Source organism: Brevundimonas sp. AVps31 (genome assembly GCF_058681355.1).
The window spans coordinates 593940-611516 of sequence record NZ_CM178736.1 but is presented as its reverse complement, the minus strand read 5'-3'; the positions used below and the strand labels follow the sequence as shown (position 1 = coordinate 611516).

At 67.9% G+C, this 17577-nt stretch carries 12 protein-coding genes; 8 read left to right on the top strand and 4 right to left on the bottom strand.

Annotation, left to right across the window (positions count from 1 at the left end; all coding sequences use genetic code 11):
- Positions 1–35 precede the first annotated feature (35 nt).
- Positions 36–341 (top strand): hypothetical protein, encoded by a 306-nt coding sequence (locus ACW174_RS02920; protein WP_492016201.1) that lies wholly within the window; start codon positions 36–38, stop codon positions 339–341.
- Positions 342–463: 122 nt separating this feature from the next.
- On the opposite strand, the gene ACW174_RS02915 is transcribed toward ACW174_RS02920, so the two are convergent.
- The 3 genes from ACW174_RS02915 to ACW174_RS02905 are packed head-to-tail and all read right to left on the bottom strand — an operon-like array spanning position 464 to position 6352.
- On the bottom strand, positions 464–1906 hold the full coding sequence (locus tag ACW174_RS02915; RefSeq protein WP_492016200.1) for an efflux transporter outer membrane subunit: 1443 nt from the start codon (positions 1904–1906) through the stop codon (positions 464–466).
- A complete protein-coding gene (locus ACW174_RS02910; protein ID WP_492016199.1) occupies positions 1906–5148 on the bottom strand; it encodes an efflux RND transporter permease subunit in 3243 nt (1080 codons plus the stop codon). Before ACW174_RS02910 ends, ACW174_RS02915 begins: the two co-directional genes overlap by 1 nt.
- A gap of 7 nt (positions 5149–5155) precedes the next feature.
- Complete coding sequence (locus ACW174_RS02905) at positions 5156–6352, bottom strand: efflux RND transporter periplasmic adaptor subunit (RefSeq protein WP_492016198.1); 1197 nt, start codon at positions 6350–6352, stop codon at positions 5156–5158.
- A 276-nt stretch (positions 6353–6628) separates the two neighbouring features.
- Between ACW174_RS02905 and ACW174_RS02900 the strand changes: the two genes are divergently transcribed.
- Entirely contained in the window at positions 6629–7090 is a 462-nt protein-coding gene (locus ACW174_RS02900) for a helix-turn-helix domain-containing protein (RefSeq protein ID WP_492016197.1), read from the top strand.
- A gap of 135 nt (positions 7091–7225) precedes the next feature.
- Positions 7226–11608, top strand: a complete 4383-nt coding sequence (locus ACW174_RS02895; protein WP_492016196.1) for a cadherin-like domain-containing protein — start codon at positions 7226–7228, stop codon at positions 11606–11608.
- A gap of 13 nt (positions 11609–11621) precedes the next feature.
- Here the strand turns inward: ACW174_RS02895 and ACW174_RS02890 are convergent, their stop codons facing one another.
- Entirely contained in the window at positions 11622–12056 is a 435-nt protein-coding gene (locus ACW174_RS02890; RefSeq protein WP_492016195.1) for a PaaI family thioesterase, read from the bottom strand.
- Between the two features lie 48 nt (positions 12057–12104).
- On the opposite strand from ACW174_RS02890, the gene ACW174_RS02885 reads away from it, so the two are divergent.
- From ACW174_RS02885 to cckA, 5 genes are all read left to right on the top strand, one after another.
- Entirely contained in the window at positions 12105–12425 is a 321-nt protein-coding gene (locus ACW174_RS02885; RefSeq protein ID WP_492016194.1) for a DUF3253 domain-containing protein, read from the top strand.
- Positions 12409–13002, top strand: coding sequence for a uracil-DNA glycosylase family protein (locus tag ACW174_RS02880; RefSeq protein ID WP_492016193.1), 594 nt, complete (start codon positions 12409–12411; stop codon positions 13000–13002). The genes ACW174_RS02885 and ACW174_RS02880 overlap by 17 nt, the downstream gene beginning before the upstream one ends.
- Positions 13002–14000: an alpha/beta fold hydrolase gene (locus tag ACW174_RS02875; protein WP_492016192.1), complete on the top strand. Its 999-nt coding sequence runs from the start codon at positions 13002–13004 to the stop codon at positions 13998–14000. Before ACW174_RS02880 ends, ACW174_RS02875 begins: the two co-directional genes overlap by 1 nt.
- Before the next feature lie 241 nt (positions 14001–14241).
- Positions 14242–15333, top strand: coding sequence for a Glu/Leu/Phe/Val family dehydrogenase (locus ACW174_RS02870; RefSeq protein WP_492016191.1), 1092 nt, complete (start codon positions 14242–14244; stop codon positions 15331–15333).
- A gap of 184 nt (positions 15334–15517) precedes the next feature.
- Positions 15518–17569, top strand: coding sequence for a cell cycle histidine kinase CckA (gene cckA, locus ACW174_RS02865; protein WP_492016190.1), 2052 nt, complete (start codon positions 15518–15520; stop codon positions 17567–17569).
- The last annotated feature ends 8 nt before the right edge of the window (positions 17570–17577 follow it).

Sequence of the window (17577 nt, the reverse complement as noted above, 5' to 3'; positions counted from 1 at the left end):
TGTGCCGGAGGGCGGCGACGGGTTAGCCTTTCGGCATGAGCGCCGCCCCCATCCGCATCCAGCTGGTTCAGGCCGGCGACATCATCGACTTCCCCGATGACGACGACGGGGGTCGGTTCACCCGGATCGAATCCAGCCTGATCGCACTCGGGTTGCAGCGGACGCGGACCGTGGAGTCTCCGCTGGAGGCCCTGAGCCTGTTGGGGCGCGGACCGCTGGTTGTGGCCCTCTACTGGGACGGCTTCCTCACCAGCCTTCGGCTCCAGACCGGCGACGCGCCGGACTTCGCCACCTTGTTCGCGCAGATGGCGGGATCGGCGATGTTCAGGGCCGGGACCTGAGGGGGCTGTAGCGGCGCATGAAAAAGGGGAGACTCTCTCAAGTCTCCCCTTTCCCACTTTTCAGTCTTCGAATTCCCGGAATTTTCGTCTTCGAATTCCCCGGCGGTTCAGTCGGCGAATTCTCAGCCCTCGTTGGCCCATCCGCCGGCCAGCGCCTTGAACAGGGCGATCTGGTAGGTGGTGACCAGCGCGCTTGAGGACGCCAGCTGGGCGTCGGCGGCGGCCAGGGTCCGCTCCGAGTCCAGAACCGTCAGGAAGCTGTCGGCGCCGGCGTCGAAGCGCAGGCGTGACAGGCGGGCGGCGTTGGCGGCCTGATCCCGCGCCGACTGCAGGGCCGCGCGGCGGTCCAGCTCATTGGCGTAGTTGGCGAGAGCCGTTTCCGTCTCCTGCAGCGCCACCAGAACCGTCTGGTCGAAGGTGGCCAGCGCCTGGTCCGAACCGGCCGAGGCCTGTTCGATCCGGGCCCGCGCCGCGAACACATTGGGGAAGGACCAGCTGATCAGCGGACCCACCGAGAAGCGGAAATTCTCGCTGTCGCCCAGACCGCTCGCGTCCAGCGCCGTGGCCCCGGCGGAACCGCCGAGGGTGATGCGCGGGAAGAGGTCGGCCGTGGCCACGTTCACCCGCGCCGCCGCGGCGGCCAGGTTGCGTTCCGCCTGACGGATGTCAGGACGACGCGCCAGCAGGGCCGCGCCGTCGCCGACCGGGATCGGCTGGGCCAGTTGCGGCGGGGTGGCGCAGGCGCGCGCCGCCGCGCTGGTCTCGGCCGGGGTGCGGCCGGTCAGGGTGGCGAGACGGAACAGGGCGCCGTCACGCTGGGCCCGCAGCGGCGGCAGGGTCGAACGGGTCGACTCCAGCGCCGAACGGGCGCGCGCCACGTCCAGTCCATTGCCCGAACCGGCGTCGAGCAGACGTTGGGTCAGGCCGACGGTATTGGCCTGCAGCTCGATGGTGCGCTCGGCCACCGCGATCTGGGCGTTGCCCGAGCAGGCGTCGGCATAGGCGCGGGCCGTCTCCGCCGCGACCGTGACCCGGACGATGTCCAGGGCGGCCTCGGCGGCGGCGGCGTCCGCGCGCGCGGCGCGGATGGTCGACTCGACGCGACCGAACAGGTCGATCTCATAGGAGACGTCCAGCCCCGCGTCATAGGTGTCGGACTCCGGCGCCTCCTGACCGGCCGGCAGCGAGCCGGCGGGCAGGGTGGCGGCCGACGGCCGGCCGTTGTTGTAGCTCGCCGAGGCCGTGGTGCCGGGGAGGCGGCCGACGCGCGCCTCGCCCAACGCCGCGCGGACGCGACGCAGGTTGGCGGCGGCGGCCTCGAGCTCGTTGTTGTTGACGAGGGCTTCACCGACCAGGTCATCGAGGACCGGGTCATTGTACAGCCGCCACCAGTCGTCACGAGCCGAAGAGGTCGAGACCGCCGGTGAGGCGGCCCCGATGAAGGCGCCCGACGCTGAGGGGGGAAGGGTAGCGTCAGGCGCCTTCGGCCCGACCGCGCACGACGCCAGCAGGAAGCTGGCCCCGGCGGTTGCGGTCAGGAACCGGAGAGAGGGTTGAAGGGTCATCAGGCGTCTCCCGAGCGGGCCGGAGCGGCGTCCGCGTCGTGCGGCGGCAGGCCGCCGGTGGTGGGGATTTCCCGCGGCTTCTGCGGCGTGCCGGGCAGCTTCGAGGACACCCAGCGCATCACCACATAGAAGACCGGGGTGAAGATCAGACCGAAGAAGGTCACGCCCAGCATGCCGGAGAAGACGGCGGTGCCCAGCGATTGACGCATCTCCGCGCCCGGACCCGTGGCCAGCATCAGCGGCACGACGCCGAAGATGAAGGCGAACGAGGTCATCAGGATCGGGCGCAGACGGGTCTGGGCGGCACGCACGGCGGCATCCCAGCGGTTCAGGCCTTCGTCCTCGGCCTGTTTGGCGAACTCCACGATCAGAATGGCGTTCTTCGCGGCCAGGGCGATCAGCACCACAAGTCCGATCTGGACCAGGATGTTGTTGTCCAGACCCCGCAGGTTGACCCCCAGGATCGCGGCCAGAAGACACATCGGAACGATGAGCACGACCGCCATCGGCAGGGTGAAGGCCTCATACTGTGCGGCCAGCACCAGGAAGACGAACACCACGGCCATCATGAAGATCATGGTCGCGCCGCCCGAGGCCTGCTTCTCCTGGAAGGCCAGACCGGTCCACTCGTACGAGAAGCCTTCCGGCAGGGTGGCTTCGGCCAGTTTCTCCATCTCGGTGATGGCCTGACCGGACGACACGCCCGCCGCCGCCTGACCCTGCAGCTCGGCCGCCGGGAACAGATTGTAGCGGACGATCCGCGCCGGACCGGAGTCCTCGCGCAGGTTGGCCACCGATCCGATCGGCACCATGGCGCCGGTCGCGGAACGGGTCTGCAGGTTGGCGATGTCGGCGATGTCGTCCCGCGACGTCGGCTCCGCCTGCGCCGTCACCCGGAAGGTGCGGCCCAGATAGTTGAAGTCGTTGACGTAGGACGAGCCCAGATAGACGCCCAAGGTGTCGAACACCGCCGAAGGCTGCACGCCCATCATCAGCGCCTTGTCACGATCGACGTCGGCGGCGATGCGGGGCGAGCCCGTGTTGTAGGTCGAGAAGACCTGCTGCACCTGATCCGGAGCCTGTGCGGCCGCGCCCATCATGGCGAAGGTGGAGCCTTCCAGCGCGCGATAGCCTGCGCCCGTCCGGTCCTGAACCATCATCTGGAAGCCGTTGCCGTTGCCCAGACCCTGAACCGCGGGCGGGGCGATGACGAAGATCTGCGCGTCCTCGATGCCCATGGTGGCGCCGGTGATGGCCCCGGCCAGGGCGGCCGCGCTTTGCTCCGCCGACTTGCGTTCCTTGAAGGCGTCCAGACGGATGAAGATGGTCGCCGCATTGGAGCCGAACGAGAAGCTGGTGCCGTCCAGACCGGCGAAGGCGACCATGCCCTCGACGCCCTCGGTCGACTTGATGATCTCCGACGCGCGGGTCATCACGGCCTCGGTCCGCTCCAGCGAGGAGCCCGGCGGCAGTTGCACGACGCCGATCAGGAAGCCCTGATCCTGCTCCGGAATGAAGCCGGACGGGGTGTCCATCAGGCGCCAGCCGGTCAGGCCCAGCAGGGCGACGTAAATGATCAGCACGATGCCGACGGTCCGCACGAGGCGAGCGGTCAGGCGGCCATACTTGTCCGACAGCCAGTCGAAGCCTTCGTTGAACTTCCGCCCGCCGTAGCCGACGTAATAGGAGATGCCGCCCAGCAGACCGGGCTTGCGCCTGTGGTCGTGCTCCTTGTGCGGCTTCAGCAACAGCGCGGCCATGGCCGGCGACAGCGTCAGCGACACCAGCAGCGACGTCACCGACGCCGTGGTGATTACGATGGCGAACTCGCGATAGAAGATGCCCGGAATACCCGGCACGAACATCGTCGGCACGAACACCGAGACCAGCACCAGGCCGATCGAGATCAGCGCGCCCGACACCTCCTCCATGGAACGATAGGCGGCTTCCTTGGGGGTCAGACCCTCGCGGATGTAGCGCTCCACGTTCTCGACCACGACAATGGCGTCATCGACGACGATGCCGACCGCGAGGACGAGGGCGAACAGGCTCAGCGAGTTGATCGAATAGCCCAGCATCAGCTGGACGGCGAAGGTCGCCACCAGCGCCACGGGGATGGCCACGATCGGGATGATCGCCGCCCGCCAGGTCTGCAGGAAGACCAGCACGACCAGCACGACCAGGATGACGGCTTCGAACAGGGTGTGCTGCACGGACTCGACCGAGGCCGCGACGAACTCCGTCGGGTTGTAGGCGATGGAGACGTCCATGCCTTGCGGCAGTTCGGCCTTCACCGCCTCGACTTCCGCCATAACCCGGTCAGCGGTGCCCAGCGCATTGGCGCCCGGTTGCTGAACGATGGCGATGCCGACGCCCTGCTGGCCGTCGAAGAAGCCCTTGATGCCGTAGTCCTGCGCCCCAAGCTGAACCCGGGCGACGTCGCGGATGCGCGTCACGCGGCCTTCGGCGTCGGTCTTGATGACGATGTTGGAGAACTCGTCCGGGCTCGACAGACGGCCCTGCACCTGCACCGGCAGCTGGAAGGCCGCGGCATTGGTGGGGAAGGGAGGCTGGCCGATGGAGCCGGCGGCGGCCTGCACGTTCTGGGCCTGCAGGGCGGCGACGATGTCCGGGCCGGTCAGGCCGCGCGCGGCGGCCTTGGCCGGATCGATCCAGATCCGCATCGAATAGTTGCCGCCACCGAAGATGCTGACGTTCCCCACGCCTTCGATGCGCAGCAGGCGGTCCCGCAGCGTCGAGTTGGCGTAGTTGCCGACGTAGTCGTTATCCAGCGACTTGTCGGGGGACGTCAGCCCCAGGATCATCAGGAAGCCCGACTCCTGCTTGTTCACGGTCACGCCGATCTGGCGCACCTGTGCGGGCAGTTTGGGCTCGGCCAAAGCCACGCGGTTCTGAACCAGAACCTGTGCCGCATCCAGGTCGGTGCCGGGGTTGAAGGTCACGGTGATCGCCACCGTCCCGTCCGATGTGGACGAGGACGACAGGTACAGCATGCCCTCGACGCCGTTGACCTCCTGCTCGATCGGCGCGGAGACGGTCTCCGCCACTGTCTCGGCCGAGGCGCCCGGATAGGCGGTGTTGATGGTGATCGTCGGCGGCGCGATCTCCGGATACTGCGACAGGGGCAGCAGCGGATAGGCGAAGACACCGACGAGGGTGATGAACACCGCGATCACGGCCGCGAAGATCGGCCTGTCGATAAAGAAGCGTGAGATGTTCATTGTCGGATCAGTCGCCCGAGACGCTGGCGGTGAACGTCGCGGTCGAAGCCGGGGCCTGCGTCGTCACAGGCGCGGCGGCCTGTTGGGCGACGGGCTGGATGCGGCCGTTGCGGGCCTGCACCTTGACGCCCGGCTGCTGCACGCGTTGCAGGCCGTTGATGATGACGCGGTCATTGGCTTGCAGGCCTGAGCGGATCACACGCAGACCGTCAACCAGCGGCCCCATCTGGACCGCGCGCGGGGTGACGGAGCCGTCGGCGGCGACGACATAGACGACGCGGCGGGCCTGATCGGTGGCGATGGCGGCGTCAGGCACCAGCATGGCCTGATACGAACCGGCGCCGGCCAGACGGGCCTGGCCGAACATGCCGGGCTTCAGGAAGCCGTCGGCGTTCGGAACGACGGCGCGCAGGCGGATGACGCCCGAGGCCGTGTCGATCGCATTGTCGGTGAAGTCGAGCGTGCCCGAGCGGGAATAGGTGGACTCATCCTGCAGGCGGACCTGGATCGGCGCGGCGCCGTTGCGGGCCTGACGCTGATACTTCAGCAGCACGGCTTCGGAGCCGTCGAAGACGAAATAGACCGGGGCGCTGGACACTACGGTGGTCAGCACGTCGGCCTGCGACGAACCGCCGGCGACCAGGTTGCCCGGATCGACGCGGCGGTCGGACACGCGGCCCGAGATCGGGGCGGTGACGCGGGTGAACTCGAGATCCAGCTGACGGGCGCGGACGGCGGCGTTGGCGGCGGCCACACCGGCCTCGCCCTGCTGCACGGCGCCGCGACGGGTGTCGACCTCGGCCTGCGAGACGGCTTGCGACGCCAGCAGGGTTTCCGAACGTGTCAGTTCCGTGCGGGCGAGGCTCAGCTGAGCCTGCGCCTGCGCCAGCGAGGCGCGGGCCGAGGCGAGCGCCGCCTGGGCCGGACGCGCGTCCAGCGTGAACAGCAGCTGGCCGCGACGGACATAGTCGCCGTCGCGGAAGTGCACGCCCTGAACATAGCCGCCGACGCGCGCACGCACCTCGACGGATTGGGTCGCTTCAAAGCGGCCCGTGAACTCATCCCAGTCCTGCACGGCGCGCACCAGAGGGACCGCGACGGTCACCTGGGGGGCTTGAGGCGCCTGCGCCTCGCTGGGTTGAGAACAGCCATAGAGCGCGGCAGCCATGATGGCCGACGCGGTCACGATCTTCACCGTGCGCATGAACGCAAATCTCCGAATGGGAGCAAATCCCTGTCATAGTCGACCATGGCGTTCGGGGAGGAAGCCGCTAGTCAACGCCCGGTGACTTAATGGTGATGCAGGCTTTCCTTGTCAACGGGTGATGACAAAGCCATATTCCGCCTGTGGTCATTCTGGAGAGCTAACCCGTTGTTTTGTAATGTTGCGCCCCGGCCGAGAAATGCGGAAGCGACTCGCGCCGCGATTCTGACCGCCGCGCAGGAGCGCTTTTCGCGGGAGAGCTACGACGATGTCGGCATGCGCGACATCGCCCGTGACGTCGGTGTCGACGCCGCTCTGGTGTCCCGTTATTTCGGCTCCAAGGAAGACCTGTTCGCCTCGGTTCTCGACAGCTGTTCCAACGGCCACGAGTTGATGGATGGCCCGCGCGCCGAGTTCGGCCGACGCGTCGCTCACGAGGTGATCTTCAAGCCGGCCAAGGAAGGCAAGCTCAAGGGCCTTCTGATCATGTTGCGCTCGGTAGGCTCCACCAAGGCCATGGAGATCGTTCAGCGCACCGGGACCGAGCGCTTCTTCAATCCGCTTGCCGAATGGGTGGGAGGCGAGGACGCCATGTTGCGCGCCCGGCTGGCCGCCGCAACGATCATGGGCATGGCGATCAGCAAGGAAATCACCGGGGGTTTCGGCTTGACCCGCGAAGAGTGCGAGCGGCTGGAAACCCGCATGGCCGCGATCCTGCAGTCCATACTCGACAGCTAGGGCGAGAACGTCCGTCATCATCTATTGCCGAGAGTTGAATTCTATCTACAAGCACTGTCCGCGCGCGCCGCATTCTGGCCTTCGAGAATGCTAGTGGTGTTTTGGTGAGTGAGCTTGAGGGCGGGAGTGGCTGCGATGGTTGAAGATCCGGGAACTTTGCTCGCCGCGGACGAGGGCGCTCCGCCCTTCACCTATTCGTTCGACTTCACCTACGGTCTGGGCCCCTGGACCACCTGGCTGCCGCCGTCGGTCGTGACCGAGCCCGGCGGGGAGATCGAACAGTTCACCCGACTGCAGGCGCCCGGCGCCCTGGACGCCAACCACATCGACGGCGTCGGGGCGATCTGGCTCGTGGCTCACCTGTCCACGCCGACCCTCGGCTCGCCCGGCGCGCTGAACCTGAAGGACGCCGAGTTCCAGATGACCGTGCGGGGCACGGACTTCGAGGCGAACGGCGGCAAGCTGGCGATCTGGATCTGCCGCTATGTGCCCGAGACCGGGCTGATGGAGAATTTCTACGTCGGGCTGCAGGTCACCAACTGGGCCAACACCGGCGGCGACATGGCCGGGCAGGTCACGGATGAATGGACCACGATCACGCTGAAGATCAGCGATGACCCGGCCGACTGGACCTATGCCGGCAACTACCAGACAGCCGAAGGCGACATCGCCGACCGCTATGTGCCGTTCGATCTCCAGCAGACCCTGTCCAACGTCAACGCCACCCTGCATCTGGTCGTGCTGAACCCGGATCCCGACAGCGCGCCCAGCGGCTTTCTGGATTTGTCGAACATCACCATCCGCACCCAGACTCCCGCCATTCCGGCAGGGATCAGTGGCGGCAACCCCGAGATTCACTACGGGCTCGAGGATCAGGTCGCGACCGGCGTGCTGAACGGCGCGGCGGGCGTCAATATGCAGAACGCGACCTTCAGCCTGATCGCGAATTCCGCGGTCAACGGCGTGGCCACGGTCAATCCGGTCACCGGCGCCTTCACCTTCACGCCGCCCGCCGACTGGTACGGCCCGACCGACAGCAACGGTTACGCCACCTTCCGCTATACGGTCAGTGACGGGGTCACGACCTCGGCCCCCATCACGGTCGTGGTCTATGTCGGCGGCATCAACGACGCGCCCCAATTGTCGACCCGTGGCGAGGACGCCCACATCGTCAGCGGGCAGGCCTACAGCTTCACCCTTTTCAAGGGGACCGATATCGACGGGGACCAGCTGGCGTTCAAGCTGGTCGCCAACTCTGTCACCGGCGGAACGCTGGCGCTGGACCCCCGCACCGGCCGCTATGTTTTCACCCCGGCCGAAGGCTTCACGGGGCAGGCGTCGTTCCGCTACGTCGTCTCGGACGGCCACGTCGACAGCGGCGAGAAGACCGTGACCCTGACGGTGCACGGCCCGGGCGATGCGCCCGCGCCCAAAACCTACGACGACGCCGTCGCCTTCCTGATCGCGGGCGATCTGGAGCAGTGGCAGTACTGGGTCGTCCGGTTGGCCGACACCGATCCCAACGCCGCCTATCACTACGCGACCTGGCTGAATGACGGCATCAACGGCATCACCCAGGACTGGGGGCTGGCCCGCCACTATTACGAAATGGCGCTCGGCGCGACGCCGGACGTCAACCTGCGGCTCGCCACGCTGTATGTCGGCGGCATGGGCGGAGATCGCGACTACGTCGCCGCCCGGGCCTTGCTGGAGGCCCTGCCCAACGATTCCGTGGCCGTGTTCCGGCTCGCGATCCTGAACGACCTTGGATACGGCGCGCCCGTCGACAAGGCGCTGGCCGTGCAGGGGTACATGCAGGCCGCCAAGATGGGGAACATGGAGGCCGCCTGGAATCTGGGCCGCCGCTATCTGGCGGGCGAGGGCGTCGCGCCGTCCATGGACGACGCCTATTTCTGGATCGGCGTGGCGGTGAAGGCCGGGGTCGCCCCCAACGCCAACATCCAGCGACTGCTGACCGAGAACATGGCCCTGGCCGCCCAAAGCCTGACCGCCGGACAGATCTCCGCCCTCAACGCCGCCATCGCCGGCTGGACCGTCGGCACGGCCTCGCCGGTCAATGACGCGCCGGTCTTCACCGGCCAGGAAGACGTTCACACCGCGCCCGTCGACGGTGGACAGGTCACCGGTGTTCTTGCCGCGGCCCGCGATGCGGATGGTGATCGCCTGATCTATGTCGTGGTCGACGGATCGGTGCAGAACGGGACGGTCAGCATCGACCCTGCCACGGGCGTCTTCGCCTTCACACCGGCGCCCGGCTACTCCGGCCCGGCCGCCTTCAGCTACGTCGTCAGTGACGGCCAGACGGCGTCGGCGCCGCGCACCGTCACCTTCCCGGTCGAGGCCTCCACCTACGCCGTCGCGGACACGGCCACGACCAACGAGGACGCGGTCCTGACCGTCGCCGCCGCCCAGGGTCTGCTGGCCAACGACAGCGCGGGCGGCGACGCCACCCTGGCCGTCACCGCAATCAATGGCCAGACGGGTTCCGTCGGCGCGCCGGTCGTCGGCGCCTGGGGCGTGCTGGTTGCGCAGGCCGACGGCTCCTACGTCTTCACCCCCTCGGCGGAGGCCCGGACCCTGCTCCAGGGCCAGACGGCGACGGACACCTTCACCTACACCTTCACGGACTCGGATGGCGTCAGCCTGACCACGACCCTGACTATCACCGTCAACGGCCTGTCCGGCACGGTGACGACGGGTTCGGGCGTGCGGCTGGGCACGGCTTTTGGCGACGTGCTGATCGGCAGTTCCGGCTACGACGTGCTGATCGGGCTTGAAGGCGATGACCGCCTGATCGGTGGCCATGGTCTTGCGGACGAACTCTACGGCGGTCTCGGTGACGACACCTATGTGGTCGATACGATCGGCGACACCCTCGTCGAGCTGGCCGGCGAGGGCTTCGATACGGTCGAGACCACCGCGCCGGAATACACTCTGCCGGCCAATATCGAGGCGCTGATCTTCACCGGCGTCGGCGCCTTCATCGGCACCGGCAATGCTTCTGCGAACGTCATCACCGGCGGCGCCGGGGCCGACGTTCTGTTCGGGCTGGATGGCAATGACACGCTGCGTGGCGGTGCGGGCCTGAATACGCTCCACGGCGGTTTGGGCGACGACACCTATGTCATCGAATTCGCCAGTGATGTGATCGTCGAACTGGCGGGCGAAGGGATCGACACCGTCCGGACGACCCTGTCCACCTGGACGCTCGGGACCAATCTCGAGAACCTGACCTACGCCGGAACCGGCGCCTTTACCGGCACGGGCAATGCGGCCGCCAACGTCATCACCGGGGGCGCGGGCGACGACATCCTGATCGGCGGGGCGGGCAACGACACCCTGATCGGCGGCGCCGGCAAGGACACCGCCAGCTACGCCACGGCGACCGGCGCGGTGGACGTGCGGCTGAACGGCGGCGTGACCCGCATAGACGGGCACGGCGGGATCGACACCCTGATCGGGATCGAGAACGTCACCGGCTCGAGCTTCGACGACCTGCTGATCGGCGACAACGGCGCCAATGTCCTGCGCGGCGGTCTGGGCCGTGACACCCTGATCGGGCTGGACGGGGATGACATCCTCGAGGGCGGAGAGGGGCTGGCCAACACCCTGCAGGGTGGACGCGGCGACGACACCTATATCGTCTCGGCCGTCGGCGACTCCATCGTCGAGTTCGCGGGCGAGGGCGTCGACACGGTCCTGACCGGTCTCGGCTCGGTCCGGCTCTCGGCCAATGTCGAGAACCTCACCTACACCGGCTCGGGGACCTTCTTCGGTCAGGGCAACGCCGGTGACAACATCATCCGGGGCGGCCTCGGGCGTGATACCCTGATGGGCCACGACGGCAATGACATCCTGATCGGCGGCGACGGCGTTCCGGACGAGCTTCACGGCGGCGCGGGCGACGACATCTATGTGATCACCGCGGGCGGCGACACCATCGTGGAATCCGTCGGCGGCGGCTTCGACACCGTCCAGACCACCCTGTCGTCCTATACCCTGCGCCTGAACGTCGAGGCCCTGACCTATATCGGCACGGGCAATTTCACCGGCACGGGCACGGTGGAGAACAATGTCATCACCGGCGGCGCCGGCGACGACGTGCTGAAGGGCGGGGGCGGTGACGACATCCTGATCGGCGGCGCAGGCAATGATCTGGCGCTCCTCACCGGCCTGTTCGACCAGTACCTGATCGAGCAGATCGACGGCGGCTGGCGTATTACCGACCGGGTCGCGGGCCGCGACGGCGTGGACCTTCTGTACGGCATTGAAGCCGTGCGGTTCGGCGATGGCCGCGTTCTGTCCGCCACGCCTGTCAGCGCACAGGCGGCGATGGTGACCCCTCTGGACAAGGATATCGGGCCGCAGGTCCTGCCCGCCGGTACAGACTTCGCGGACGCCACGGCGCACTGGATCGGTCAAGGCGGGCGTGGGGCCGTCGCGGTGGATGAGATCGGCCTCACCCATTCGGCCGACGGCTGGACCCTGCTCGGCTAGACGGACGGGCGGGTCAGCCGCGCGGCGTGAATTTCCGGATCACGCCCGAGAAGGTCATCAGGATGCGGTCGCCGACACTGATCTGGCCGCGCACGAAGATCAGGCTCTTGCCCGCCCGCACCACCTCGCCGGTCGCCTCGACCAGTTCGCCCACATAGGCCCCGTCGATGAAGGTCGAATCCAGCGACACCGTCACCCCCGACGCGCCTTCCATCTCCTGATAAGCCGTCTGGAACAGCGAGATGTCGGCGAAAGTCATCAGGCAGCCGCCGTGCATCCGGTGGCCGGCGTTCATATGCTTCTGCTCGGCCCGGAAGGCGCAGCGCATCCGCCCGTCGGGGTCCGGCTTGAAGTAGAACGGTCCCACCACCTGATCGAACGTGCCGTGCAGGTCATAGGTCTGCCAGCCGGTGAACTCGCCCTCGCTGACGGTGATTTTCGCGACCATGGTAATCCGTGCCTTCTTCTCGCTCTCGCAATGCAGCATATAGGCGCGATGAGCGACCCCATCGAAACCGCCATCTTCGAAAAATTGGCGAAGGCCGACCCTAAAAACGTCGGTGGAAAGAGCATTGAACCCTCGGACGTGGCCAAGGAGCTTCAGCCCGAGCAGTGGCAACGCATGCTGCCCAAGGTGAAGGCGACCGCGCTGGGCCTGATGCGTCAGGGCAAGCTGACCATCACCAAGAAGGGCAAGCCCGTCGATCCGAACGCGATGAAGGGCGTCATCCGCCTGCGTCTGCCGACCGAGGCCGAAACCGCCGCCGCCTTGGCCGCGCTTCCGCCCAAGCCTGAAGGCGATGACGACTTCGACTGACCTCGAAGCGGTACTCGCCGACATCCGCGCCTGCTGGGCCTGTCTCGGCCAACTTCCGCATACCCCGCGTCCGGTGGTCCATGTCTTTCCGGAGACGCGGTTGCTGATCTGCGGCCAGGCGCCCGGTCGCCGGGTCCATGAAAGCGGCCTGCCGTTCACCGATCCGTCCGGCGACCGGCTGCGCGACTGGATGGGCGTGGACTACGAGACCTTTTATGCTGACCACCGTCTGGGCGTGGCGGCGCAGGCCTTCTGCTATCCCGGCACAGCGCCGAAAGGCGGCGACTATCCGCCGCCGCGCAGATGCGCGGAGCTGTGGCGGCCGCGCCTGTTGGCCGAACTGCCGCAGGTCGAGCTCACCCTGCTGGTCGGCGGACATGCGCAGGTCTGGGCGCTGGGCGACCGGGCCAGGGCCAATATGACCGAGACGGTGCGGGCCTGGCGCGACTACGCCCCCGACATCCTGCCCCTGCCGCATCCGTCGTGGCGCAATACGGCGTGGCTTCGGAAGAACCCTTGGTTCGAAGCCGAGGTCGTCCCCTATCTGCGCGAGCGGGTTCGGGGCATTCTGTCCTGATGCGCCGTTCCCTCGCTGCCCTGCTGCTGTCGCTCGCCCTGGCCGCCTGCGCCACGCCCGCGGTCCAGCCGGTCCTGACCCCGCCGTCGGGCTTCACCGGTCCGGCGCTGGAGGCGCGCACCCTGCTGATGGACGACGGCGCGCGGCTGCCGCTGGCCCGCTGGGCGCCCCGCAATGAGGAACCGTGGGCCGTCATCATCGCCCTGCACGGCATGAACGACACCCGCGCCTCCTTCCGTCTGGCCGGGCCCTGGTGGGCCGAGCACGGCATCGAGACCTGGGCGATCGACCAGCGCGGCTTCGGCGAGGCGCCCGGGCGGGGCGTCTGGGCCGGAGAAGCGCGCATGACCGAGGATCTGCGCATCGCCGTGGACCTGGCGCGCGCCCGCCATCCCCGTGCGATCATCGCAGTGGCGGGCGAGAGCATGGGCGGGTCCGTCACCGTCGCCGCCTTCGGTTCGGATCGCCCTCCCGCCGCCGACCGGGTCATCCTGCTGGCGCCCGGCGTCTGGGGCTGGACCGCGCAAGGACCGATCAATTCTTCCGCCCTGTGGGTCGCGGCGCGCGCCATGGGCGACCGCGCCGTCGATGCCCCCGAGTGGGCCATTCGCGACCATCCGGCCTCGGACAACAGGATCGAACTCTTCCGGAACGGCCGCGATCCCGGCAGCATCATCTCGACCCGGTTTGACACCCTGTATGGCCTCGTCGATCTGATGGAGAGCGCGTCGCGCCGCCTTGGCGACATCCGCGCCCCGACCCTGCTGCTGTATGGCGGCAACGACAATGTGATCCAGAAGCCGGCCATGCGGCGGGCGCTACAGCGCGCGGGCGAGCACCCCGATTTCCGTACGGCCTACTACCCCGACGGCTGGCACATCCTGAACCGCGACCTGCAGGCGGAGACCATGTACCGCGACGTTGAAGCCTGGCTGCGCGACGGCGCCGCGCCTTTGCCGTCAGGGGCTCAACCGGTGCTGCCGGCGCTGGGGAAGTGATTGGTGGTTAGTGACCAGTGGTTCGATGAGGCGACTTCCGGCGCCCGCGTGGCGATCCCCGCGCTCGGGGTCGGCATCCACTAATCACTAGTCACTGGCCACTTTCAGGCCTGCCGCCCGCCCGCCGCGCTCCGTCCCCGGCTGCCCCAGTCCCATCACGAAACCGCCATGCTTGCGGTGTTACTCCCCGGCGCGTAATCAGCCGCGCAATAAAAATACACGGGAGTAACGCATTATGGGCATGACCCTGTTCGATTCGCCTTCGTTCGCGAACCACGAGGGCGTCCACGCTGTCTTTGATGAAAAGACCGGCCTGCGCGCGATTATCGCTGTTCACTCAACCGCTCGGGGCCCGGCCGTCGGCGGCACCCGAATGTGGGACTACGCCTCCTCGGCGGAAGCCCTGGAGGACGTACTGCGCCTGTCAAAGGGCATGAGCTACAAGAACGCCGTGGCCGATCTGGAAATGGGCGGCGGCAAGTCGGTCATCATCGGCGACAGCAAGACCCGGAAGAGCCCCGAACTGTTCCGCGCCTTCGGCCGCGCGGTCGACACCTTGGGCGGCATCTACTATGCGGCGGAAGACGTCGGCGTGTCGGTCTCTGACATCGCTGAAGCCCGCAAGACCACCGAATATGTGCTCGGCCTGTCGGACGGCCCGGAAGCCTCTGGCGACCCGTCGCCGGTGACCGCCGAAGGCGTCTATCGCTCGACCCTGACCGTCGCCCGTCGCCTGTGGAAGCAGGACGACCTGACCGGCCTGACCATCGCACTGCAGGGCATCGGTCACGTCGGCGGTTATCTGGCGGACAAGCTGCACGCCGCGGGCGCCAAGCTGGTGATGACCGACGTCAACACGGCCCTGCTGGCAGAGGTCGCCTCGCGCACCAATGCCGAGATCGTGGCGCCGGACGCCATCTATGACGTGAAAGCCGACATCTACGCGCCGTGCGCGCTGGGCGCGACGCTGAACCCCCAGACGCTGGACCGCATCACCGCCAAGGCCGTCGTCGGCGCCGCCAACAACCAGCTGGCGACCCCGGAGATTGGCCGCATCCTGTTCGAGCGCGGCGTGCTCTATGCGCCCGACTATGTCGTCAACGGCGGCGGCATCATCAACGTCGCGTCCGAGCTGAACGCCCGCAACACGGGCGGCGCCTATGACCCCGCCTGGGTCGAGGGCAAGCTGTCGCGCCTGATGGAAACGCTCGACGAGGTTCTGGCCCGTTCCGCCTCGGAAGGTCGCCCGACCCACGAGATCGCGGACTCGATCGCCGAAGCCCGCATCAACGCCGCCCGCGCCGAAAAGGCCGAGCAGCGCAAGGCGGCCTGAGCGCTTTCCAGCCATTCCGATCGACGATCCGGCCGCCCCGCGACACGCGGGGCGGCCGGTTTGCGTTTGGGTTTAGCCCCTTCGCTTCAGGACCCGTCAGGCAGCGTTTCGTGCGGATTCGCGCCACAGGCGCATCCGGCCCATCATCCCGGCTTCCACCCGCCTTGATTCGGGCCGACGCCGCATGACGACCGCCAACCGCCCCTCGTTCGACCCCCTGCTGATCGTCATGGCGATCGGCTTCGTGGTGGCCGTAGGCGCGCTGGCCTATCCGGCTTTCCGGGCCGATCCGATGAGTGCGCCCGGGCTGATCCTGATCTTCACGGTCGGGGCCGTCTCCCTGATCGGCCTGTTCATGTACGGGCGCGGAGAGACGCGCAAACCCAGCGGCGATGCGACCGTCGAACTGCTGGACGCCATGGCCGAGCCCGCGGCCCTGGTCTGGTCCACCGGTCAGGTGCTGGCTTTCAACGGCGCCTGGGCCGAGGCCGGAGGGGCGACCGCCGCCCTGCCGCCCGCGCCGTCCGGCGGAAAGTCCGCGTCCGCCCTCTACATGGCTTTCGCCCAGGCCCGCGCCGGACAACAGGGCCGCGCCATCGTCCCCGTCGGTGACCGCGAGCTTGAGGTGCTGATCGGCATGGCGGGGGAGGGGCGCTTCCTGATCCGCGCCGCCCCCGAGGCCGTTCTGCCCGTCTCGGCCCCCGCCACCGACCGGCCCTCCGCCACCCAGAACGGTCCCGGCGGTCGCGCCATGGCCGCCGGCGCCCCGTTCGGCTCGGCCCTGTTGCAGGCCGACGACCTGTTCGCCGGCAAGGTGGAGGAGGCCAACGCCGCCCTCGCCCTGCTGACCGGTCCGGCCTCGGCCCGCGACGCCGCCTTCGGCCATCTGTTCGAACCGTCCGGTGTGATCGAGGCCAAGGCCAAGCTGTCGGGCGGCTCGTCGGGGCCCATCGAACTGGTCGCCCGCGCCCACCCGGACCGGATGCTGCACCTCTATGTCGCGCCCGAGAACGACAAATGCCGGGTCTGGCTGTTCGACGTCTCGTCGCAGAAGTCGATGGAGCTGCAGCTTTCGCAGGCCCAGAAGATGCAGGCCGTGGGTCAGCTGGCGGGCGGCGTGGCCCACGATTTCAACAATCTGCTGACCGCCATCCAGATGCAGTTGTCCGAGCTGCTGGAGCGCCACCCTGTCGGCGATCCGTCCTATGACGGCCTGAACCAGATCCGCCAGACCGCCATCCGCGCCGCCGATCTGGTGCGCAAGCTGCTGGCCTTCTCGCGCAAGTCCACCGTCCGGCGCGAGCGTCTGGATCTCGGCGAACTGGTGGGCGAGTTCGCCGTCCTGCTGCGCCGCCTGCTGCGCGAGGATGTGCGGCTGGAGACGGATTACGGCCGCGACCTGCCGGTGGTCCTGGCCGACAAGAGCCAGCTCGAGACCGCGGTCATGAATCTGGCCGTCAACGCCCGCGACGCGATGCGCGGCGTGGTCGAGGCGGGTGACGCCATCGTCACCATCAAGACCCGTCGCCTGACCCGGGACGAGGCGCGCCAGATGGGCTGGGTCGCCGCCGAGACGGAGGCCGTGGCCCTGATCGAGGTGTCGGACACCGGGACCGGCGTGCCGCCCGAACTGCTGGACAAGATCTTCGAACCCTTCTTCACCACCAAGGCGGTGAACGAGGGCACCGGCATGGGGCTGGCGACCGTCTACGGTATCGTCGAACAGGCCGGCGGCCACATCAACGTCACCAACCTTGAGGGCGCCGGCGCCGCCTTCCGCATCTTCCTGCCCGAAGCCGCCGAGGCCGAACTGGCCGAGACCCCGGTCATCGAAAAGGTCATCAAGGCCCCGCGCGACCTGTCCGGCGCGGGCCGTATCCTGTTCGTCGAGGACGAGGCCGCCGTGCGCGGCATCGCGGCCCGGCTGCTGCGCCAGCGCGGCTATGAGGTGATCGAGGCCGAGGACGGCGAACAGGCGCTGGAGCTGGCCGAGGAATGGGCCGGCCAGATCGACATGATGATCTCGGACGTCATCATGCCGGGCCTCGATGGTCCCTCCCTGCTCAAGAAGGCCCGCCAGTACCTCGGCGACGCGCCTGTCATGTTCATCTCCGGCTATGCCGAAAGCGACTTCTCGGACCTGCTCCAGGACGAGGTCGGCGTCTCCTTCCTGCCCAAGCCGCTGGACATCAAGACCCTGGCCGAACGGGTGAAGCAGGAGCTGCACGCAGGCTGAACGATCGT